This is a genomic window from Streptomyces sp. NPDC086077 (genome assembly GCF_040686175.1).
Classification (GTDB): Bacteria; Actinomycetota; Actinomycetes; order Streptomycetales; family Streptomycetaceae; genus Streptomyces.
This window is the reverse complement of sequence record NZ_JBFBJT010000007.1, coordinates 42,135-61,560: the sequence shown is the minus strand read 5'-3', so window position 1 is coordinate 61,560 and position 19,426 is coordinate 42,135. Positions and strand designations below refer to the sequence as shown.

The following is a 19,426-nucleotide window of genomic DNA, read 5'->3' as shown; positions in this document are numbered from 1 at the left end:
ATGCCGTATTGCGAACGGGTGTGCGTTCGGTGAGAAGCTAGTGACACGTTCATGACACGACAAGATTCAAGACGGAACTTTTCCGCTCACGGGGCCGCCGGGGCCGTCGCGTACCATGGCAGGCGCAGAAGGGGAGTAGCTCTTCGCCGGACCGTCGACATACTGCTCAGCCCGCGAGGGATCTGAGCCGGCGCCCGGAGGCGGGCCTCGATGACGAGGCCGGCCAGCGAGACCTTCGGCAGAGCGGTACACGTCCGTGCCCTTCGGCACGGATGCCACGTGTGCTGCCGTGCCGAGGTCTGACGTTTCGCAGCGACTCTCGGCCGGTGGCCCCGACCGATTGAGGAATCTTGATCAGCCTGACCGTCACGGCGCTCGTCTTCGGCGTCGTCTTCCTCGCCGAACTGCCCGACAAGACCGCGCTCGCCGGGCTCGTCCTCGGCACCCGCTACCGCGCCTCGTACGTCTTCGCCGGCGTCGCCGCGGCCTTCGCGCTGCATGTCGCGCTCGCCGTCGCTGCGGGCAGCGTCCTGACGCTGCTGCCGCAGCAGCTCGTGCACGCCCTGACCGGTCTGCTCTTCCTCGGTGGCGCGGCCGTGCTGCTGCTGAAGAAGGACGACGGCGAGGAGGAGATCCGAAAGCCGGAGGACCAGTCCTTCTGGAAGGTCTCCGGGGCGGGCTTCATGCTCATCCTGGTCGCCGAGTTCGGTGACCTCACGCAGATCATGACCGCGAACCTCGCCGCCCGGTACGACGATCCGCTGTCCGTCGGCCTCGGCGCGGTGCTGGCGCTGTGGGCGGTGGCCGGACTGGGCATCGTCGGCGGCAGGGCGCTGATGAAGCGGGTGCCGCTGGGTCTGATCACGAAGATCGCGGCGCTGCTGATGCTGGGCCTGGGCGTGTGGAGCCTCTGGGAAGCCGTCACCGGCTGAGCTGAACGGCAGGTGAAGGTCTGGCCACGGCGCTGGCGGTCGGGCGGCTTATTTTGTACCGTGGAGAAACAAAGTGGCTCCCGCCCGTTTCCCCTGACCGGCGGGCGGGGCCGCCTTGTCCCCGGGGTCACCTCGTTCCCGGGGCCGGCGGCCTTCGCCGCCGCCCCTTTTCCCGTACTGGAGCTGCCGATGACGGCCACCACCGTGCTCACCGCCCGCGCCCTCCTGCTCGACATGGACGGCACACTCGTCAACTCCGACGCCGTCGTGGAGCGCATCTGGCGCCGGTGGGCCGAGCGGCACGGGCTGGACGGTGACGAGGTCATGAAGGTCGTCCACGGGCGGCAGGGGTACGCGTCGATGGCGGTGCTGCTGCCGGACCGGCCGATGCAGCGGAACCTGGCGGACAACGCCCGGATGCTCGCGGCGGAGACCGCCGACATGGACGGCGTCGTCGAGATCGCCGGCGCGAAGGACTTCCTGGCGTCCCTGCGGGGGCTGCCGCATGCCCTGGTGACCTCGGCCGACGTGGCACTGTCCACGGCGCGGATGGCCGCGGCGGGGCTGGCCCTGCCGGACGTGCGGGTGACCGCCGAGTCCGTGGGCGCGAGCAAGCCGGACCCCGAGGGGTTCCTGAAGGGGGCCGCCGAGCTGGGCGTGGCTCCGCAGGACTGCCTGGTCTTCGAGGACTCCGGCGCCGGGATCGCGGCGGGGCGTGCCGCGGGGATGCGGGTGGTCGGCGTGGGGCCGCGGGCCGCGGTGCACCGGCCGGACGTGCTGGTGGAGGACCTGACCGGGGTGCGGGTGGAGGCTGGCGGGGGCGGGGAGATCCGGGTCTCGTTCGGGTGAGGGGGCGCCGCTGCGGCGGGTTCCGGCTCCGGTTCCGGTGTCGGTGCGGGGTGCCGATGCCGCTGATCCGGAGCTCCGTCGGGTCGACCGGGGGCCCGGGTCGGGGCGCGTCAGGGTTCTGACGTCTCCGATTCCAGCTTCTGCCGGGTCTCCTCGTCGTAGACGCCCGGCTCGTCGGTCCGTATGCCGCGGGCCCACTGGTAGGTGCGTACGGCGTTCTCCACCCTGTGCGTGTAGTGGCCGTGAGGGTCGTCGTTGTACAGGTACAGCTGGCGCAGGCGGAGCTGGAGCTCTGTGACCTCGGGGCCGGAGTCGCCCCGGCGCAGCGTCGGGGGCGGCTCGTCGCGGTCCGCGGGGGTCTCGGTGTCCGTGGCGCGGGCGGTGGGTGAGGGCGAACGGGTCGGCGTCGGTGACGGGGACGGGGGCGACGGTGACGTGCTGAGCGTCGGCGACGAGGTCGCCGTTGCCGACGGTGTGGGGGACGGGGATTCCGGGATGGGGGTGGCCGACGTGGCCGTGGCCGTGGGTGCCGGGACCGGCGGGGTCGTGCGGGCCTGCGGGACCGCCTCCCGCACCGACTCCGGGGCCGCGCCGTCCCGGGCCGGGGGGTCGTAGGAGAACAGCCCGCCGGCGAAGCCCGCTGTGGCGGCCACCGTGAGTATCGCGGCGGCTGCCAGGAGTGTCGTGCGGCGGCGACGGGGGTGGGGCCCCGGTTCCCCGGCGTTTTCGGCTTCATGGAGTTCGTCGGGCGCGTGAGGCTCGGTGGGATCCTCACGTCCTTCAGGGCCCTCCGGGAATGCCGACGGCTCAGGTTCCCCGGGCGGCGAGGCGTCCGCCGCGAGGGCCGGTTCGGTCGGTGTCGTCGCGTTCAGCGCCACATAGGGGCGTATGCGCAGGGGGTCGAAGTCCTCCGCCGCCGCCTGTTCCGCCGTGCGCGCGTCGCGCAGGGCCTCGGCGGCGCGCTCGCCGCAGGCACAGGAGGGGGTGTTGTCCGCCCCCCTGGGCGTCCCGCACTCCGGGCACCGGTGTTCGTTCGGCTGCGCCACGCTTGCGTCCCTCCCCTCGCGGCTCCGTGGTCCCAGAGATTATGCAGATTCTGTGTACGTCCTGTCGGCGGCCCCCCGTAATCGCGCCGGGACGACCGCTTTCCGCCGGGCTCAACAGGCCCTAACCGGGCACACCGCCCACGATGGATGAGGTAGTGCAGGCCGGACGAGGCAGCCTCGGGAGGTGTGCATGACCGGGGAAGCGCATGGCGGCAGGGCCGCTCAGATACCGGGTGCCGTGGATCGCGAGCAGGTGTCGGGGAACGTACTCGTGTCGATCGGCGCGCTGCTGCTCGGCATGCTGCTGGCCTCGTTGGACCAGACGATCGTGGCGACCGCGCTGCCGACCATCGTCAGCGAACTGGGCGGCCTGAAGCACCTGTCCTGGGTGGTCACCGCGTATCTGCTGGCCTCGACCGCCGCCACCCCGCTGTGGGGCAAACTCGGCGACCAGTACGGGCGCAAACGGTTGTTCCAGATCGCCGTGGTGATTTTCCTGATCGGCTCCGCGCTGTGCGGGATCGCGCAGGACATGACGCAGCTCATCGCCTTCCGCGGGGTCCAGGGACTGGGCGGCGGCGGGCTGATCGTGCTGTCGATGGCGATGGTCGGGGATCTGGTCCCGCCGCGTGACCGGGGGCGCTACCAGGGGCTGTTCGGCGCGGTCTTCGGAGCGTCGAGCGTACTCGGACCGCTGCTGGGCGGGGTGTTCACCGAGCATCTGAGCTGGCGCTGGGTCTTCTACATCAACCTGCCCGTCGGGGCCGTCGCGCTCGTCGTGATCGCCTCGGTGCTGCGCCTGCCGCGTACCGCCACCAAGCACGTCATCGACTACCTCGGCACCTTCCTCATCGCCGCCGTCGCCACCTGCCTGGTCCTGGTGGCCTCCCTCGGGGGCACCACCTGGGGCTGGGGCTCCCCGCAGATCACCGGGCTGCTCGTGCTGGCGGCCGTGCTCGCGGTGGGGTTCGTGGTGGTGGAGCGGCGGGCGGCCGAACCGGTGCTTCCGCTCAAGCTGTTCCGTGTCCGCACCTTCAGCCTCACCGCGGCGATCAGCCTGATCATCGGGTTCGCGATGTTCGGCGCGATGACGTATCTGCCGACGTTCCTGCAAGTCGTGCAGGGTGTTTCGCCGACCTGGTCGGGTGTGCACCTGCTGCCGATGGTGCTGGGGCTGCTGCTCGCCTCGACCGGCTCCGGGCAGATCGTCAGCCGCACCGGGCGCTGGAAGGTCTTCCCCATCGCGGGGACCCTTGTGACCACCCTCGGTCTGCTGCTCCTCCACCACCTCGACCAGCACAGCTCCAACGCCGTGATCAGCGGGACCTTCTTCGTCTTCGGCTTCGGGCTCGGGCTGGTCATGCAGGTGCTGGTGCTCATCGTGCAGAACGCCGTTTCGTACGAGGATCTGGGCGTCGCCACGTCCGGTGCGACGTTCTTCCGGTCGATCGGGGCCGCGTTCGGGGTCGCCGTCTTCGGTTCGGTCTTCGCGGGGCGTCTCGGCGAGCAACTGGCGTCCGCCTTCCGTGACGTGCCGCTGCCGCCGGGAGTGACCGTGGAGAGTCTGGAGGCCGACTCGCGGGGCATCGCCGCCCTGCCGGCGGAGTTGCGCGCGCAGGCGCTGGACGCGTACTCGACCGCCATCACGGATGTGTTCCTGTACGCCGTTCCGGTCGCCCTCCTCGCGTTCGTGCTGGCGTGGTTCCTCAAGGAGGACCGGCTGCGGGGGTCGGTCATGGCGCCCGATGTCTCCGAGACGCTGGCCAGCAATCCGGTGGAGCGGTCGTCGTACGACGAGGTGTGCCGGGCGTTGTCGGTGCTCGGCACGCGGGAGGGGCGGCACGAGGTCTACCGGAAGATCTCCGCGCGTGCGGGGTACGACCTTGTGCCGGCGGCGAGTTGGCTGCTGCTGCGGATCAAGAGGTACGGGCGGGTGGAGCCCGGTGCGCTCGCCGAGCACAGCTCGGTGCCGCTCGGGGTGATCCTCGACGGCGCCCGCCAGGTCGAGGAACGGCGGCTCGCCGTGCGCGAGGGGCTGGACCTGACGCTGACCGAGCAGGGGCGGGTGGTCGCGGAGCGGCTCGCGACGGCGCGTGAGGAGTCGCTGGCGGAGTTGCTCGGGGACTGGTGGGGGCCGGAGCGGCCCACGGATCTGGTGCAGTTGGTGCGGGAGCTGAACGAGGAACTGTGCGGGTCGGATCGTGAGGAGCCGCACGAGGGGCAGCCGGTGGCTCGGTTCCGGTGAGGGACGGGGCGCCGGGTTCGGGGTGGTGCGCCGTCATGCTTGTGGTGCCTGGTGCCCCCTCAGGTGAGGTGCTTCGTGAACCAGTGGTCGGCGTACGGGGCCGTGTTGTGGGGCGGGGTCTCCTCGTAGCCGAGGCGGGTGTAGAGGGCTCGGGCCTCGGTGAGGTCGGCTCTGGTGTCGAGGACCATTCTGGTCGCGCCGAGGGTGCGGGCAGCCTGTTCGGCCGCGGTGACCAGGCGAGCGGCTCCACCCCTGCCGCGCAGGCGGGGCAGGAGGAACACGCGGGTCAGTTCGGCCGTGGTGGGGTCGGGGGTCAGGCGTATGCCTGCCGTGCCGGCGGGGGTGCCGTCGTGGTGTGCGAGGAGGAGCAGGGTGAGGTCCTTGCCGGTGTCGGCGGCGATCTCCCGTTCCAGTTCGGCCGGGTCGGTCGTACGGCCCTGGTGCAGCAGGTACCAGCGGTCGCTGACCTCCGTGTAGTACGCCCGCCAGAGCGCCACGGCGGCCGGGGAGTCGGTGGGCTCCGGGGTGATCGTCCAGGTCATGCTCACCATTGTCCGGGGTGCGGCGGGCTTTCCTCGCGGGCGCGGCACGGCGCCTCCCGTGGTCCTGGACCCGGAAGCGAGATCACGCACCTCTCCCGTACGGTCCGCCGGGTGCCGGCCTCGTTTGGGTGGGGGTTTGCGGGCAACCCGGTCGGCGGACCGGCCCGGCGATGGGCCGGTCGGGTCGAAAACCCGGAAGGCATTCATGTCCACTGGCTGGATCATTGCTCTGATCGTGATTGTGGCGGCGGTCGCCCTCATCGTGGCCGCCCTGACCCTGCGCGGCCGTGGCGCGGGCGGCGGACGGGACCTGAGGCGGCGCTTCGGACCGGAGTACGACCGGGCCGTGGCCCGGCACGACGGGGACGCCCCCGCCGCCGAACGCGAGCTCGCCGAGCGCGTGGAGCGGCACGGCAAGCTGCGTGAGCGGCCGCTCGAACCGGCGCAGCGCGAGCGGTTCGAGGCCCGCTGGACGGCCGCCCAGGAGCGCTTCGTCGACTCGCCGCAGGACGCCGTGACCGAGGCGGACCAGTTGCTCGCCGAGCTCGCCGCCATCCGGGGCTTCCCGGACGGCGGGCAGTACGAGGAGCAGTACGCCGCGCTGTCCGTGCACCACGCGCACCACGTGCACGGCTACCGGCGCGTCCACCGCATCGCCGGTACGCCGGTGAACGGTGGGCGGGACGGTGGCGCCGGCACCGAGGAGATGCGTGAGGCCATGGTCGAGGCCCGCGCCCTCTTCGACGACCTGCTGCGTCCGGCGCGCGACGACCGCCACGGGCGGCCGCCCGCCGAGCGGACCAGGACGACGGCCCACGCCGGCTCCGGCCGGCTGCATCTGCCGGCGGCCTTCGGGCGCCACGCGAAGGGGAGTTGAGACACATGGCCGACGTGACACGGCCCATGGGCGGCGGGGAGCCGCCGGAGCCGGACCGCACCGCGCGGCGCGACGACCTCGTCGGGCGGGACGCGGCGCCGGGTACGGCGAGGGAGGTTCCCGACGGGACCGGTGCTTCGCTTCGTGCGGGTGATGTGGCGCCTGGGGGAGTCGGGGCACGCGAAGCTAAGGAGGCCAGTGAGGCGGCTCAGACGGCTCGTGGGGCTCAGCAAGCTCGTGGGGCTCAAGAAGCCCGTGGGGCCGCCGCTACGGATGCCCCCGCGCGTCCCGCCAGGACCCCGGCCGACCCCTCCGCCCCCACCCCGCGCCTGGCCCCGCTGCTGCCGGGTGAGGAGACCGGCAAGTTCGAGCTGCGGTTGCAGCAGGCGGTGGCCTCGTTCGTGGACGGGCCGCGGGCCGCCATCGAGGAGGCGGACCACGTGCTGGAGGAGATAGCGGCCCGGTTCACCGAGGCCGTGACCCAGCGGCGCCGCACCCTGCGCAGGTCCTGGGAGGCGACCGACGAGGCCACCCCCGCGACCTCCGACACCGAACAGCTCCGTCTCGCCCTGCGGGACTACCGCGAGCTCGCGGAGCGGCTGCTGCGCCACTGAGCCGCGCGCCGAACCGACTGTTCGGCCACCGAGCCGCCCAACCGGCGCGAACCAGCTATCCGGCCGCCGCCCGGCCCTCCCGCCACCGGCGTACGACATCGTCCACGTCGTACGGCTTCAGACCCAGCGGGGGGCCGGGCGGCGGCTTGAACATGACGTCGCGGATCTTGACGTTGACGTCTTCGACGATCTTCCGCACGAGCCGCTCGGAGGGCGCCCGCATCGCGGCCGGCAGCGTGTCCTCCGCCTCCTTGCGCAGGGCGAGGGTGGGCGGCAGGACCGAGATGCCCTCCCGGGCCAACTTCCGCTTGATCCACCACTGTTCGTCGTAGGCGCTCTCGACGTCCTTGGGAAGGGGCTTGCCGGCGCCCGGCAGATGGGCGAAGTCACCGCGCGCCTCGGCGTCCCGGATCTGCTTGTCCGTCCAGGACTCGAAGCTGACACCCGGTGGCTTTCGCTCGGTCATGAGGCCATTGTGCCGGACGCCGCCGCGCCGGGCGATTTATCATGCGGCGGCGGCGGGCCAACCGGGCTGCCGCATCAGGACGTTGCAAGGGAGCGCACGTGCTCGAACTGACCATGGCCACCGTCTCCGGTGCGGACGCGGGTGTCACGGCCGGCATGATCATGGCTGACGCGCCCAGCGAGCCGGGAACGATGCTGCGGGTGGGCCGGGACAGGACCGTGTGCCGGCTCGCGACGCCCGACGAATGGCTGTTCGTCTCGCGGGTGCACCTGGAGTTCCTGTGCGGGCCGGACGGTGACTGGCAGGTGACCTGGCTGCGCGGCTCGCAGCCGGACCCGTCCTCCGAGGTCCGGCTGGTGTCCGGCGAGTACGCGCAGCCGCTCGCGTACGGCGGCACGATGCCGCTGCCCAGGGGCGGCAACGGCGAGATCGTCATCCAGGACCGCACCGGACCGCGCAGCGTGAACGTGGGCTACTACCACGAGGTCTGAACGGCGGCGCGGCCCCGTCAGCCGAGGACCCGTGCCAGGGCGAAGCCGTCGTAGCCCTTGCCGCCCACCGTCTGGATCGCGGTGCCGGAGAGCCTCGGGTGGGAGCCGATGAGCTCGATGGCGGCGCGGGTGCCCTTCACGTCGGGCGCGGAGCTGTCCGCGTCGGCGACGCGGCCGCCTCGGACCACGTTGTCGACGACGATCAGGCTGCCCTCGCGCGAGAGCCGCAGCGCCCACTCCACGTAGTGGGCGTTGTTGGCCTTGTCGGCGTCGATGAAGACCAGGTCGAAGGGCGGGGGGTTCTCGTCGGCGAGCTGCGGCAGGGAGTCCAGGGCGGCGCCGACGCGTACGTCGACGACCTTGTCGAGGCCGGCCCGGGCGATGTTGCGACTCGCGACCTCGGCGTGCTTCGGGTCGTACTCCAGCGTGACCAGGCGGCCGTCGGCCGGGAGGGCGCGGGCCAGCCAGATCGTGCTGTAGCCGCCGAGCGTGCCGATCTCCAGGATGGCGCGGGCGCCCTGCAGTTCGGCCAGGAGCTGGAGGAGCTTGCCCTGGCTCGCCGTGACACCGATCGGGGGCAGACCGGCCGCGTCGCTGTCCCGCAGGGCCGCCTGGAGGGCCTCGTCGTCGCCGGCGAGATGGGTCGTGAAGTACGCGTCGACGGTGTCCCAGATCTGCGACTCGCTCATGCGCTCTGCCTCTCGTCATCTAGTTAGAGGTGCTAACTAGATGGTCTAACGAGTGGGGGTGGGTGCAGGTTCCTGCCCCACGGGGCCAATGGGGCGACGGCGGCCTTCGAGCAGGTGCCTGGCTGAGGAGGCACAGGGTGTGCCATACGGTGTTCGTCCCCCGCTGGCTGGTGATCAGGTTCGGAAGGGTCGCTGGCCGTATCGGGAGGCGATCGTGCGGGCCACCCTGGCGGACCGCGACGGCACGGTGGCGTGGGGCGGTGACCTGGCCCCGGTGAAGGTGTCGCACCTCCACATCGCCGCCCGTCCCAGGGGTCCTCGCGTCACCGCCGAGCCCGGGCCGAAGCCCGGCCCCGGCCCCGTCCTCAGCGCCCCGAGGCGTTCACGGCCTCCACGGCCCTGGCGGGACCTGGCACCTTCGCGGCGCACGCGGGCTTGGCGGTGTCCGCCGGCTTCGCGGCCGCCTCTGCCTCCGCCGGTTCCAGTGAGGGTGCCGACCCCGGCAGTGGCCGCCCCGCCGACTCCGTCATGAACCACACCGCCACGCCGCCGATCACGGCCGCGGCCATCATGTAGTAGGCGGGCATCATCATGTCGCCGGTGGCGCCGATCAGGGCCGTGACGACCAGGGGGGTCGTGCCGCCGAAGAGGGAGACCGAGATGTTGAAGCCGATGGAGAGGGAGCCGTAGCGGACCCGGGTGGGGAACAGGGCCGGGAGGGCCGACGGCATCGCCGCGGTGAAGCAGACCAGCAGCAGGCCGAGCGCGCCCATGCCCAGGCCGATGGCCAGCAGGCTGCCCTGGCGGATCAGCAGCAGGGCGGGGACGGAGAGGAACAGGAAGCCCGCGCAGCCGACGGCGATGACCGGGCGGCGGCCGACGCGGTCGGTGAGGGCGCCCGTGAACGGCTGGGCGATCATCATCAGGGCCATCACCGCCAGGACGACCAGCAGGCCGTGTGTCTCGTCGTAGTGCAGCTCACTCGTGAGGTAGCTCGGCATGTACGACAGCAGCATGTAGTCGGTGACGTTGAAGACCAGCACCAGGCCCATGCACAGCAGCAGCGCCTTCCACTGGCCCGTGACCATCTCGCGCAGCGGCACCTTCGGCCGCTCCGTCTCCGCCTTCTCGACCTCCGCCGCGAACGCCGGGGTCTCCTCCAGGCGCATCCGCAGGTAGAGGCCGACGATTCCCATGGGGCCCGCGATCAGGAACGGGATCCGCCAGCCCCACGACAGCAGGTCCTCGGAGGAGAGCAGCGCGGTCATGAGGGTGACCAGGCCCGCGCCGCCGATGTAGCCGGCGAGCGTGCCGAACTCCAGCCAGCTGCCGAGGAAGCCGCGCCGCTTGTCGGGGGCGTACTCGGCGATGAAGGTGGAGGCGCCGGCGTACTCACCGCCGGTGGAGAAGCCCTGCACGAGGCGCGCGGCGAGCAGCAGGATCGGCGCGCCGACGCCGATCGCGGCGTACGACGGGATCAGGCCGATCGCGAACGTGCCGACGGCCATCATGATCATCGTCAGCGCCAGGACCTTCTGGCGGCCGACGCGGTCGCCCAGCGGGCCGAAGACCATGCCGCCCAGCGGGCGGACCAGGAAGGCCGCGGCGAAGGCGCCGAAGGTGGACAGGAGCTGTGCCGTCGGGTTGCCGGACGGGAAGAAGACCTTGCCGAGCGTCACCGCGATGTAGCTGTAGACACCGAAGTCGAACCACTCCATGGCGTTGCCGAGTGCCGCTGCCTTCACGGCTCGCTTGACCAGGGCGGGGTCGGTGACGGTGGGGTCCTGTACCGGCGGGCGGGTACGGACGGGGAACGGATTCGGTGCGGCGACGGTGGCACTCGACAAGACTTCGCTCGCCTACCTTTCGACGGGGACAGGGGCGGGCCCACGCGGCAGCGTCGGCGGCAGGCCGAAAGTCGACGATAGGGGGTCTTGTCCTGATTACGCAGGGTGGCGATTTTGATGCACGGAGCACGTAAATGCGCCGTGTGCAGGACGGTCGGCGCGCGTTCGGCCGCCGTCCCGGTCCACGCCCTGTGATCTATCTCGCGCCCGGCCGAAGCAACCCGACCCCCCTCCCACTATCGTCTTCCGGACAAAAGGAGAACGGACGTCAGGTGAATGAGGGGTTGCCTGCGTCCCTTCTCCGGGGGCGGTGCGACCCCACAGGGTGCGCGATCGATGGGGCGGGAGGCCGACGAGGCGTGGCGAACGCGGAACACGGCGGAAGACCGGTGGGGGCTTTCGGAGCGACGGCGGGCGCACGGCTGCGCGCCGCGCGCCTGGCCCTGTGGCTGGTCGCCGCGATTCTCGGCATACGGCAGATCGCCGTCGTCCTCGGCACGCCCCGGAGCGAGCGGCTGACCGACCTGGAGACCTGGGTCGGCCCGGACGGCGTGCTGCACGTCGAGGGCTCGCTCTACGACTCCACCCGCTTCACCGGCACCCCCTTCGGGGGCCTGGTGCTCAAGCCACTGACGCGCGCGGCGGAGCAGGCGCTCGGCTGGGGCTGGACCTTCGGCACGCTGCTGCTGGTGGTCGTGCTCGGCCTGGTCGCCGCCCGCGCCCTGCCGCGCCCCGTCAGCCGCCGTACGACGCTGGTCGCGGCACCCGTCGCGATCTGCCTGCTGATGCTGTCCCTGCCGGTGCGCAACGCGTTCTGGCTCGGCCAGACCAGCATCATCCCGGTCCTGCTGGTGCTGCTCGGCTGTCTCGCCGTGCGCGGCGAGCGGGCCGGGGGCGCGCTGATCGGTGTCGCCGCCGCCTTCCAGCCGACGGTGCTGCTCTTCGCCCCGCTGCTGTGGTTCACGGGCCGCCGGCAGGCCGCGGTTTCTCTGGGCGGGACCTTCGCCGGGACCACGGCGCTGGCGTGGCTGGCGATGCCGCACGACTCGTACACGTACTGGGTGCACCACATGGCCGGCGTCGGTCTCGGCGGCCGGGCCGACGACCTCGCCAACCAGTCCCTGCACGGCGCGCTGCTGCGGCTGGGCCTGTCCGGCCCACTGGAGATCGCCCTCTTCCTGACCCTGGGCGCGGTGGTCGCCGCCCTGGGCCTGCGCCGGGCCGTCCGCCACGCCCGCGACGGGCAACTCCTGCTCGCCGTCGCGCTCACCGGCTGCGCCGCGATCGTCGTCGCGCCGACGGCCTGGCAGCACCAGCTGCTGTGGGTCCTGCTCGCGGTGGTCGGCCGGGTCGGCCGACGCGCCTCCGACCGCCTGGTGTGGCCGGTGGCGGTGGTGCTGGTCATGACGCTCCCGGCGAAGTGGCTCCTGCCGGACATGGCCGCGCTGCACCCGCTGCGCGACAACGCCGTCCTGCTCGCCGCGATCGCCGCCGCCACGGCCGTGCCGTTCCTGTCGCGCACCTCGCCCCACTACCGCGACCCCATTCCCACGCGGTACGCCCGGCCGGTGCCGGCCCGCTGGCGGCGCATACCGCTGCTGCCCTTCCTGCGCCGCGTCCTCGGCCGTCCGAACCTCCTGCTGGAGCTGCTCCTCATACGCGTCACGTACGCCGCGTACTCGCAGGTCCGGCTCGCGGCCACCGGCGGCACGATATCCGGCGGCCGGGAGCGCGCCGAGGCGCACGGCGAGCAGATCCTCTCCCTGGAGCGGTTCCTCCACATCGACATCGAGCACACGCTCAACCACGCGACGGTGAAGGTCGACTGGCTCCGTCAGTTCTTCGACTTCTACTACACGTCGTTCCACTTCGCCGTCCCGCTGACCGTCCTCGGCTTCCTGTACTGGCGCCGCCCCGTCGACTACCGCTGGGGCCGCTCGACGCTGGGCCTGACGACCCTGCTGGCCCTGATCGGATTCTGGCTCTACCCGCTCGCCCCGCCGCGCCTGATGCCGGACTTCGGCATCATCGACACGGTCCACGGCGTCCAGGACTTCTCCCAGCCGGACTACGGCACCCTGACCTCCCTCACCAACCAGTACGCGGCCATGCCGTCGCTGCACTTCGGCTGGTCCCTGTGGTGCGGCGTCGTGATCGCGATCGTCGCGCCCAAGGTGTGGATGAAGGCGCTGGGCCTGCTGCATCCGGCCTTCACGGTCACCGCGATCGTCGTGACCGGCAACCACTGGGTGCTGGACGCGGTGGGCGGCGCGATCGTGGTGGGCGCGGGCTTCGGGCTGGCGTATCTGTTCCAGGGCCCGCAGGCGCGGCTAGCCCCGGCGCCCGTGGTCGAGGCGGAACCCGAGCTGGTGAAGGACCGGAGCTGACGGGACCTCAGGGGCCCGCGTGCACCTGGCAGGCCCACAGGCTGGGTGTCTCGGGACAGGTGTCGCGCAGGCCGCGTACGGCGCGGTGCAGGGCCTCGGCCGTGCGGTCCACGTCGAGCGTGCCGTCGCCCCGGCCCAGGGCGTCGTACACGCCGAGCGCGACCTCCGCCCCGATCACGTCGTCGACGTGCCACAGCGAGGTCCTCGCCGTCCTGGGTCAGCTGGTGGCGCAGGCCCAGCGCGGTGCCGAGGTTGAGCAGCCGCACGCCGAGCAGCCCGTGCCCTTCGGAGGTGAGCGCCACCGACTCCCGATGGGAGCGCACCGCCTCGTTCAACTTTTCCAGCTCTCCCGAGCGTTGGTAGGCGGCGGTCAGCACCAGGCCGAGGTCGTTGAGCGCCACGGCCCGGTCCGGATGGCCGGGTGACATGAGATCCAGGGCCTGCCGGAGCAGGCGCAGCGCCTCGTCCAGGTCCGCCTGGTTCGCCCGGTGGGCGAGCAGCGCCGGCTCCGTGGCGGGTGCCTAAAGGTCCCCGAACGGCCAGGTCGTCCCGGCCAGGGCCACCGCGCGCGAGACCCCTTCGAGCCGGCCCGCGAACCAGCGGTCGTACTCCGGTGTCGCGAGGACGGCGAGGCTGCCGCACCCGATCGCCGTGGCGAGCAGGGCCTCGCGCGAGGCCGCCATGCCGGCGAGCAGCACGGCCAGCCGGTGGAGATCGCGCTCCTCCTCGGAGGCGTCCGGAGGCGGGTCGTGCTGCCGCCCCTCCGCCGCGATCACGGACGCGGCACACTGCGCCGCCCACTCGGCAGGACCGTCCGCGTCCGCCGGGTCCGGGCGCGTGTCGAAGGCCGAGTGAGGTCCGGGTGCCTACGCCTCCGGGCGGCTCTCGTGGGGCCCGCACTCGAACCACACGGTCTTGCCCTCAAGGGGCCCCCGGTCCACACCCCACTTGTCGACCAGCGCGTCCAGCAGGACGAGCCCGCGCCCGCCCTCCGCGTCGGGCGACAACCGCGTTCGCGTGCGGGGCAGTTGGGGCGAGGTGTCGGTGACCTCCACGCGCACCCCGGTCCTCAGCCGCAGCACCAGCAGCACGCAGCGCCGGTCCCGGACATGCCGTACGACGTTGGCGACCAGCTCCGTCACACCCAGTTCCACCGCGTCGGTCAGCTCCGCCATCTCCCATTCCGTCAGGAGCGAGCGGACGATACGGCGCACATGCCGTGCCGAGTGCTCGCCCACGGTGAGGTTCATGCGGTACTGGACGGGGCGAGGGGCCGAGTAGGCCGGTGGAATGTATTCGTTCACGCTACGAGGCTGGCCAGCCGTCACTACCGTGGGCAACGGAACGGATACAACCCGTCCCGTTGTGGGCGGAGTCGCGTGAGAGGGGACCGTGCGTGACCCACATCAACGCCCTCGACCCGGGTGCCTCGCCGCTGGACTACTACGGCTACGTACTGCGGCGCCATCGCGAGGTGGCTGGACTGACGCAGCGACAGCTCGGCGAGATCATCAACTACACCGGCTCGCTGGTGGGGCAGATCGAGACCGCGCGCAAGCTCCCGACACCCGCGTTCAGCGAACGGGTGGACGCGGCACTGGGGACGGGCGGCCTCCTGTCCCGCCTGACCGAATTGGTTCTGCGCAGCCAACTTCCGGCGTGGTTTCAGCAGACGGCGGAGCTTGAGGCTCGGGCCGTCGAGATCTGCGCCTTCCAGACGCACATGGTGCACGGTCTTCTCCAGGCGTCGGCCTATGCGCGGGCGGTGCTCGGCGCGCTGGACCGGAGCAACCTCGACGACCGCACCGCCGTACGTCTCGCCCGCCAGCGCATCTTCGAGAAGGAGAAGTCCCCGGTCTTCTGGGCCATCCTCAGCGAGGCCGCTCTCTACCAGCAGATCGGCAGCCCGGCGACCATGCGGGATCAACTGGCCCATCTGTTGGCCTTCGAGCACGACCCCAGGATCAACGTTCAGGTGCTGCCGTTCTCGGCGGGGGCGCACGCGGGTCTGCAGGGCTCGTTCAACCTCTACCGCTTCCCGGGCGATCCCACCATCGTCTACACCGAGGGGTACGGCAGCGGGCACCCGACCGCCAATCCGGACACCGTCGTCGACTGTTCGCTCCGTTACGATCACCTTCAGGCCGCCGCTCTCTCCCTCAGGGACTCGGCGGAGTTGATCCGGTGCGTGATGGAGGAACGCTATGGCGAGCAACGCGATGTTGACGGTGGCCCAGTGGCGTAAGTCCAGCTACAGCGGCGATCAGGGCGGCGATTGCGTCGAATGCGCACGGCTGGGCGAAGCCGCCGCCGTGCGCGATTCCAAGGTCCCGGCGGGTCCCGTACTGGCCTTCCGTCCAGCGGCGTTCACCGCGTTTCTCAACTGGGCGGCTACAGCCGCTGAATGATCGTGCCGGTGGCGAGTCCGCCGCCCGCGCACATCGTCACCAGCGCGAACTCCGCGTCCGTCCGCTCCAGTTCGTGCAGTGCCGTCGTGATGAGCCGGGCACCCGTCGCCCCGACCGGGTGCCCGAGCGCGATCGCACCGCCGTTGACGTTGACCTTCTCCAGGTCCTGCTCGAAGACCCGCGCCCAGCTCAGCACCACGGACGCGAACGCCTCGTTGATCTCGACCACGTCGATGTCCCTCAGGGACATCCCCGCCTTGCCGAGCACCGCGCGGGTGGCGTCGATCGGGCCGTCCAGGTGGAAGTGCGGGTCGGCGCCGACGAGGGCCTGCGCCACGATCCGCGCCCTCGGCCTCAGCTTCAGCGCACGGGCCATGCGCTTCGAGGCCCACATGATGGCCGCCGCGCCGTCCGAGATCTGCGAGGAGTTGCCGGCCGTGTGGACGGCCGTCGGCATGATCGGTTTGAGCCCCGCCAGTGCCTCCGCCGACGTGTCGCGGAGCCCCTCGTCGCGGTCGACGAGCCGCCACATGCCCTGCCCGGCGTGCTGCTCGTCCTCCGTGGTGGGGACCTGTACGGCGAAGGTCTCGCGCTTGAAGCGCTCCTCCGACCAGGCCTTGGCGGCGCGCTCCTGGGAGAGCAGGCCCAGGGCGTCGACGTTCTCCCGGGTCAGTCCGCGGTGGTTCGCGATGCGCTCGGCCGCCACGAACTGGTTGGGCTGGTCGACGTTCCACTCGTCGGGGAACGGCTTTCCGGGCCCGTGCCTGGAGCCCGACCCGAGTGGTACGCGGGACATCGCCTCGACGCCGCAGGAGATGCCGACGTCGATCACGCCGGCCGCGATGAGGTTGGCGGTCATGTGGGACGCCTGCTGCGAGGACCCGCACTGGCAGTCGACCGTCGTCGCCGCCGTCTCGTACGGCAGGCCCATGGTCAGCCAGGCGGTCCGCGCGGGATTCATGGACTGCTCGCCGGCGTGGGTGACCGTGCCGCCGACGATCTGTTCGACGCAGTCGGCGGGGATGCCGGTGCGGCCGAGGAGTTCGCGGTACGTCTCGCCCAGCAGATAGGCGGGGTGCAGGTTGGCGAGCGCGCCGCCGCGCTTGCCGATGGGGGTGCGGACGGCTTCGACGATGACGGGTTCGGCGGCCATGAAGGCGGTCCTCTCGTCCAGAAACCAGCAACTGATACGTGTTCTAGTTCTGTGTGCAGTCTGCTGACGTGACGTCCGTCACCGCAAGGGTCTTGCAGTCTTCGGAGTCCGCCGTTACGTTCGCGGCACTTCCTGACTGGTCGTCAGATGGCTGGAGCCGCCATGCCCTGTCCAGCGCTTCCCGACGGGTTCGACTTCACCGACCCCGATCTGCTGCACCATCGCGTGCCCCTGACGGAGTTCGCCGAACTGCGCCGCGTCGAGCCGGTGACCTGGATCGCCCAGCCCGTGAACCAGGCCGGATTCCAGGACGAGGGCTACTGGGCCGTCACGCGGCACGCCGACGTCAAACACGTCTCCACGCACCCCGAGTTGTTCTCCTCCACCCTCAACACCGCGATCATCCGCTTCAACGAGCACATCGAGCGCGACGCGATCGACATGCAGCGGCTGATCCTGCTGAACATGGACCCGCCGGAGCACACCCGGGTGCGGCAGATCGTGCAACGGGGGTTCACGCCCCGGGCCATCCGGGCGCTGGAGGAGCGGCTGCGGGCCCGGGCACACGCCATAGTCGAGGGTGCCCGCGCGCACTCCGGGCCGTTCGACTTCGTCACGGAGGTCGCGTGCGAGCTGCCGCTCCAGGCGATCGCCGAGCTGATCGGCGTACCGCAGGACGACCGGGCCAAGCTCTTCGACTGGTCCAACAAGATGATCGCGTACGACGACCCCGAGTACGCCATCACGGAGGAGGTCGGCAAGGAATCGGCCGCCGAGCTGATCGCTTACGCCATGAACATGGCCGCGGACCGCAAGCAGTGCCCGGCGCGGGACATCGTCAGCACCCTGGTGGCGGCGGAGGACGAGGGCAACCTCGGCTCGGACGAGTTCGGCTTCTTCGTGCTGATGCTGGCGGTGGCGGGCAACGAGACGACCCGCAACGCCATCACGCACGGCATGCACGCCTTCCTCACCCATCCCGAGCAGTGGGACCTCTACAAGCGGGAGCGGCCCTCGACGGCCGCCGAAGAGATCGTGCGCTGGGCGACGCCGGTGGTGTCCTTCCAGCGGACGGCGACGCAGGACACCGAGCTGGGCGGCAAGCGGATACGCAAGGGCGACCGGGTCGGCATCTTCTACGCCTCGGCCAACCACGACCCCGAGGTCTTCGACTCCCCGACTGCCTTCGACATCACCCGCGACCCCAATCCCCACCTGGGCTTCGGCGGCGGCGGTCCGCACTACTGCCTCGGCAAGTCCCTCGCGGTCCTGGAGATCGACCTCATCTTCAACGCCCTCGCCGACGCCATGCCGGACCTGCGGCTGGTGGGGGAGCCGCGGCGGCTGCGGTCGGCGTGGATCAACGGGGTGAAGGAGCTGCGGGTCACGGCGCGCTAGCCAGGGCGGGGCGCCGCCGTCGTCACGGTCGCAGCAGGGCCTGGCGCGCGGCGTCGAGGAGCCACTTCTCGGCCTGCGCGTGGGACCAGCCGTTGTCGTCGACGAGGGTGAAGAAGCCCTGGTAGCCGAAGTAGAACCACAGGATGTCCAGGGCTCCGTCGGCGTCGGTGCCGTCCCGAAGCGCGCCGAGTTCCGCGAGGCGCCGGGCGGCCACCGCCGTGCCGTCGCGATAGCGCCGGGTGGCGAGGGCGAGGCCCTCGGCCGCCGCCGCGTCGTGCGGGGCCGTGGCCAGCACCACGCGCATGATGTCGCCGTAGTCCTCGCGCATCCGCCGGGTCAGGCTCGCCACGACGCGCAGGATCTCCGCCGGGTCGCCGGCCTCCTCCAGCTGCTGCCGTGCCGTCTCGACCTCCGGCGCGGCGGACCAGCGGTCCACCAGGATCCGCAGGAGGCCCTGTTTGCCGCCGATGACGTACACCGTCGCCGGTGAGACGCGCGCGGCCGCCGCGATGTCGTCGACCTTCGTGGCGAAGTAGCCGCGCTCGCTGAACAGGCGGCGCGCTTCGTCGATGACGGCGCGCCGGGTCGCCTCCGCGTACTCCGCCCGGCGACTGGGCCGCTCACCCGGTCGCTTCCCGCCGACGGTGCCGGGCTCGCCCGGGCGCTCGCTCCGAGGACTCATGGGGACGAGTGTACGGCCAGGGTCTGCTGAAAGTAGTTTTCATCTGAAGAGCGGGGTAACTCTCTCTTCGCTAGAGTCGAACTCTGCTGAAGAGACCCGCCCAAGGGGCCGCAACGGGAGGGATGACGCGCGGGAGGCGGCGGCCCCGGGGATCGGGGGCCGCCGCCGCTTGAGGGGACTGGGTTCTCAGCACCAGCCGAAGCTGTGGGTGCCAGGGAGCCGGCTGCGCGCGCCGGTGGCCGGCTGTGGCCGCTGTGCGGGCCCGAGGGGGCTGAGGGGGTCGGCTCAGTACCAGCCGTTGGACTGCCAGAAGTTCCAGGCGCCGACCGGGCTGCCGTAGCGGGACTTCATGTAGTCCAGGCCCCACTCGATCTGGGTCTGGGCGTTGGTCTTCCAGTCCGAGCCGGCGGTGGCCATCTTGTTGCCGGGCAGGGCCTGGACCAGGCCGTAGGCGCCGGAGGACGCGTTGGTGGCGTCGACGTCCCAGCCGCTCTCGTGCTCGACGATCTTGCTGAAGGCGTTGTACTGGGCGGCGTCCGGGATCATCTTCTTCGCGATCGCCTGGGCCTGGGAGGGGGAGGCGGCCGGCGCGGCGTGGGCCGGGGCGGCGGAGAAGGCCATGCCCGCGGCGGCAGCGGCGACGACGGCGCCGGTGAGGGCCTTCTTGGGGGCGGCGATGCGGCGGAGGATGGAGACGGACACGGGTGGAAGCCTTTCCTCGGGGACGGGTGTGCCGCGGCACACCGGAACCACGCGATACGCGGTGGAGGTGTGCGTCGGCGCCGAGGCCCAGGGGGCTT

Annotated in this window: 21 protein-coding genes; 10 read left to right on the top strand and 11 right to left on the bottom strand. The window is 71.5% G+C overall.

The window, feature by feature from the left end:
* Positions 1 to 350: 350 nt before the first annotated feature.
* Entirely contained in the window at positions 351 to 932 is a 582-nt protein-coding gene (locus tag AB0O67_RS03760) for a TMEM165/GDT1 family protein (RefSeq protein WP_365445542.1), read from the top strand.
* 189 nt (positions 933 to 1,121) lie between these two features.
* Positions 1,122 to 1,781 carry an HAD-IA family hydrolase gene (locus tag AB0O67_RS03755; protein WP_365445539.1) on the top strand — a complete coding sequence of 220 codons (660 nt, stop codon included), beginning with the start codon at positions 1,122 to 1,124 and terminating at the stop codon, positions 1,779 to 1,781.
* Positions 1,782 to 1,891: 110 nt separating this feature from the next.
* Here AB0O67_RS03755 and AB0O67_RS03750 read toward each other — a convergent pair whose 3' ends face one another.
* On the bottom strand, positions 1,892 to 2,827 hold the full coding sequence (locus tag AB0O67_RS03750; protein WP_365445537.1) for a peptidoglycan-binding protein: 936 nt from the start codon (positions 2,825 to 2,827) through the stop codon (positions 1,892 to 1,894).
* Between the two features lie 190 nt (positions 2,828 to 3,017).
* Here AB0O67_RS03750 and AB0O67_RS03745 point away from each other — a divergent pair, with 190 nt between their 5' ends.
* Entirely contained in the window at positions 3,018 to 5,072 is a 2,055-nt protein-coding gene (locus AB0O67_RS03745; RefSeq protein WP_365445534.1) for an MFS transporter, read from the top strand.
* A gap of 59 nt (positions 5,073 to 5,131) precedes the next feature.
* Here the strand turns inward: AB0O67_RS03745 and AB0O67_RS03740 are convergent, their stop codons facing one another.
* Positions 5,132 to 5,614 (bottom strand): GNAT family N-acetyltransferase, encoded by a 483-nt coding sequence (locus AB0O67_RS03740; protein ID WP_365445531.1) that lies wholly within the window; start codon positions 5,612 to 5,614, stop codon positions 5,132 to 5,134.
* A gap of 205 nt (positions 5,615 to 5,819) precedes the next feature.
* On the opposite strand from AB0O67_RS03740, the gene AB0O67_RS03735 reads away from it, so the two are divergent.
* Both AB0O67_RS03735 and AB0O67_RS03730 read left to right on the top strand, forming a co-directional pair.
* Positions 5,820 to 6,491, top strand: coding sequence for a hypothetical protein (locus AB0O67_RS03735; RefSeq protein ID WP_365445528.1), 672 nt, complete (start codon positions 5,820 to 5,822; stop codon positions 6,489 to 6,491).
* Positions 6,492 to 6,496: 5 nt separating this feature from the next.
* Positions 6,497 to 7,105, top strand: coding sequence for a hypothetical protein (locus tag AB0O67_RS03730; protein ID WP_365445525.1), 609 nt, complete (start codon positions 6,497 to 6,499; stop codon positions 7,103 to 7,105).
* A gap of 55 nt (positions 7,106 to 7,160) precedes the next feature.
* Here AB0O67_RS03730 and AB0O67_RS03725 read toward each other — a convergent pair whose 3' ends face one another.
* Positions 7,161 to 7,571: a DUF1992 domain-containing protein gene (locus tag AB0O67_RS03725; protein ID WP_365445522.1), complete on the bottom strand. Its 411-nt coding sequence runs from the start codon at positions 7,569 to 7,571 to the stop codon at positions 7,161 to 7,163.
* 98 nt (positions 7,572 to 7,669) lie between these two features.
* Here AB0O67_RS03725 and AB0O67_RS03720 point away from each other — a divergent pair, with 98 nt between their 5' ends.
* Entirely contained in the window at positions 7,670 to 8,062 is a 393-nt protein-coding gene (locus AB0O67_RS03720) for a hypothetical protein (protein ID WP_365445519.1), read from the top strand.
* A 17-nt stretch (positions 8,063 to 8,079) separates the two neighbouring features.
* On the opposite strand, the gene AB0O67_RS03715 is transcribed toward AB0O67_RS03720, so the two are convergent.
* Together AB0O67_RS03715 and proP are read right to left on the bottom strand one after the other, a co-directional pair.
* Complete coding sequence (locus AB0O67_RS03715; RefSeq protein WP_365445516.1) at positions 8,080 to 8,751, bottom strand: O-methyltransferase; 672 nt, start codon at positions 8,749 to 8,751, stop codon at positions 8,080 to 8,082.
* Between the two features lie 365 nt (positions 8,752 to 9,116).
* The gene (gene proP, locus AB0O67_RS03710; protein ID WP_365445514.1) at positions 9,117 to 10,598 is read right to left on the bottom strand and encodes a glycine betaine/L-proline transporter ProP; all 1,482 of its coding nucleotides are present in this window, start codon (positions 10,596 to 10,598) and stop codon (positions 9,117 to 9,119) included.
* 359 nt (positions 10,599 to 10,957) lie between these two features.
* On the opposite strand from proP, the gene AB0O67_RS03705 reads away from it, so the two are divergent.
* Positions 10,958 to 12,985, top strand: a complete 2,028-nt coding sequence (locus AB0O67_RS03705) for a bifunctional glycosyltransferase 87/phosphatase PAP2 family protein (protein ID WP_365445511.1) — start codon at positions 10,958 to 10,960, stop codon at positions 12,983 to 12,985.
* Between the two features lie 7 nt (positions 12,986 to 12,992).
* Here the strand turns inward: AB0O67_RS03705 and AB0O67_RS03700 are convergent, their stop codons facing one another.
* The 3 genes from AB0O67_RS03700 to AB0O67_RS03690 all read right to left on the bottom strand — a co-directional run bounded on the left by AB0O67_RS03700 (position 12,993) and on the right by AB0O67_RS03690 (position 14,289).
* The gene (locus AB0O67_RS03700; RefSeq protein ID WP_365445508.1) at positions 12,993 to 13,163 is read right to left on the bottom strand and encodes a hypothetical protein; all 171 of its coding nucleotides are present in this window, start codon (positions 13,161 to 13,163) and stop codon (positions 12,993 to 12,995) included.
* Positions 13,164 to 13,506: 343 nt separating this feature from the next.
* The gene (locus AB0O67_RS03695) at positions 13,507 to 13,761 is read right to left on the bottom strand and encodes a hypothetical protein (RefSeq protein ID WP_365445505.1); all 255 of its coding nucleotides are present in this window, start codon (positions 13,759 to 13,761) and stop codon (positions 13,507 to 13,509) included.
* Between the two features lie 90 nt (positions 13,762 to 13,851).
* A complete protein-coding gene (locus AB0O67_RS03690) occupies positions 13,852 to 14,289 on the bottom strand; it encodes an ATP-binding protein (protein ID WP_365445502.1) in 438 nt (145 codons plus the stop codon).
* A 92-nt stretch (positions 14,290 to 14,381) separates the two neighbouring features.
* Between AB0O67_RS03690 and AB0O67_RS03685 the strand changes: the two genes are divergently transcribed.
* Together AB0O67_RS03685 and AB0O67_RS03680 are read left to right on the top strand one after the other, a co-directional pair.
* Positions 14,382 to 15,230: a helix-turn-helix transcriptional regulator gene (locus tag AB0O67_RS03685; RefSeq protein ID WP_365445499.1), complete on the top strand. Its 849-nt coding sequence runs from the start codon at positions 14,382 to 14,384 to the stop codon at positions 15,228 to 15,230.
* Positions 15,190 to 15,393, top strand: coding sequence for a DUF397 domain-containing protein (locus tag AB0O67_RS03680; RefSeq protein ID WP_365445496.1), 204 nt, complete (start codon positions 15,190 to 15,192; stop codon positions 15,391 to 15,393). Before AB0O67_RS03685 ends, AB0O67_RS03680 begins: the two co-directional genes overlap by 41 nt.
* On the opposite strand, the gene AB0O67_RS03675 is transcribed toward AB0O67_RS03680, so the two are convergent.
* Positions 15,377 to 16,546 (bottom strand): steroid 3-ketoacyl-CoA thiolase, encoded by a 1,170-nt coding sequence (locus tag AB0O67_RS03675; RefSeq protein ID WP_365445493.1) that lies wholly within the window; start codon positions 16,544 to 16,546, stop codon positions 15,377 to 15,379. The genes AB0O67_RS03680 and AB0O67_RS03675 overlap by 17 nt on opposite strands.
* Before the next feature lie 162 nt (positions 16,547 to 16,708).
* Between AB0O67_RS03675 and AB0O67_RS03670 the strand changes: the two genes are divergently transcribed.
* Positions 16,709 to 17,944: a cytochrome P450 gene (locus tag AB0O67_RS03670; RefSeq protein ID WP_365445490.1), complete on the top strand. Its 1,236-nt coding sequence runs from the start codon at positions 16,709 to 16,711 to the stop codon at positions 17,942 to 17,944.
* Positions 17,945 to 17,966: 22 nt separating this feature from the next.
* On the opposite strand, the gene AB0O67_RS03665 is transcribed toward AB0O67_RS03670, so the two are convergent.
* Together AB0O67_RS03665 and AB0O67_RS03660 are read right to left on the bottom strand one after the other, a co-directional pair.
* On the bottom strand, positions 17,967 to 18,626 hold the full coding sequence (locus tag AB0O67_RS03665; protein WP_365445487.1) for a TetR/AcrR family transcriptional regulator: 660 nt from the start codon (positions 18,624 to 18,626) through the stop codon (positions 17,967 to 17,969).
* 285 nt (positions 18,627 to 18,911) lie between these two features.
* Entirely contained in the window at positions 18,912 to 19,328 is a 417-nt protein-coding gene (locus tag AB0O67_RS03660; protein WP_365445484.1) for a transglycosylase SLT domain-containing protein, read from the bottom strand.
* Between the last annotated feature and the right edge of the window lie 98 nt (positions 19,329 to 19,426).

What these genes read in the sequence shown, in the direction of transcription:
- AB0O67_RS03755 (WP_365445539.1), top strand. Translation starts at nt 1,122, where the DNA reads ATGACGGCCACCACCGTGCTCACCGCCCGCGCCCTCCTGCTCGACATG.
- AB0O67_RS03745 (WP_365445534.1), top strand. Translation starts at nt 3,018, where the DNA reads ATGACCGGGGAAGCGCATGGCGGCAGGGCCGCTCAGATACCGGGTGCC.
- AB0O67_RS03740 (WP_365445531.1), bottom strand. Translation starts at nt 5,614, where the DNA reads ATGACCTGGACGATCACCCCGGAGCCCACCGACTCCCCGGCCGCCGTG.
- AB0O67_RS03735 (WP_365445528.1), top strand. Translation starts at nt 5,820, where the DNA reads ATGTCCACTGGCTGGATCATTGCTCTGATCGTGATTGTGGCGGCGGTC.
- AB0O67_RS03730 (WP_365445525.1), top strand. Translation starts at nt 6,497, where the DNA reads ATGGCCGACGTGACACGGCCCATGGGCGGCGGGGAGCCGCCGGAGCCG.
- AB0O67_RS03725 (WP_365445522.1), bottom strand. Translation starts at nt 7,571, where the DNA reads ATGACCGAGCGAAAGCCACCGGGTGTCAGCTTCGAGTCCTGGACGGAC.
- AB0O67_RS03715 (WP_365445516.1), bottom strand. Translation starts at nt 8,751, where the DNA reads ATGAGCGAGTCGCAGATCTGGGACACCGTCGACGCGTACTTCACGACC.
- AB0O67_RS03680 (WP_365445496.1), top strand. Translation starts at nt 15,190, where the DNA reads ATGGCGAGCAACGCGATGTTGACGGTGGCCCAGTGGCGTAAGTCCAGC.
- AB0O67_RS03675 (WP_365445493.1), bottom strand. Translation starts at nt 16,546, where the DNA reads ATGGCCGCCGAACCCGTCATCGTCGAAGCCGTCCGCACCCCCATCGGC.
- AB0O67_RS03670 (WP_365445490.1), top strand. Translation starts at nt 16,709, where the DNA reads ATGCCCTGTCCAGCGCTTCCCGACGGGTTCGACTTCACCGACCCCGAT.
- AB0O67_RS03665 (WP_365445487.1), bottom strand. Translation starts at nt 18,626, where the DNA reads ATGAGTCCTCGGAGCGAGCGCCCGGGCGAGCCCGGCACCGTCGGCGGG.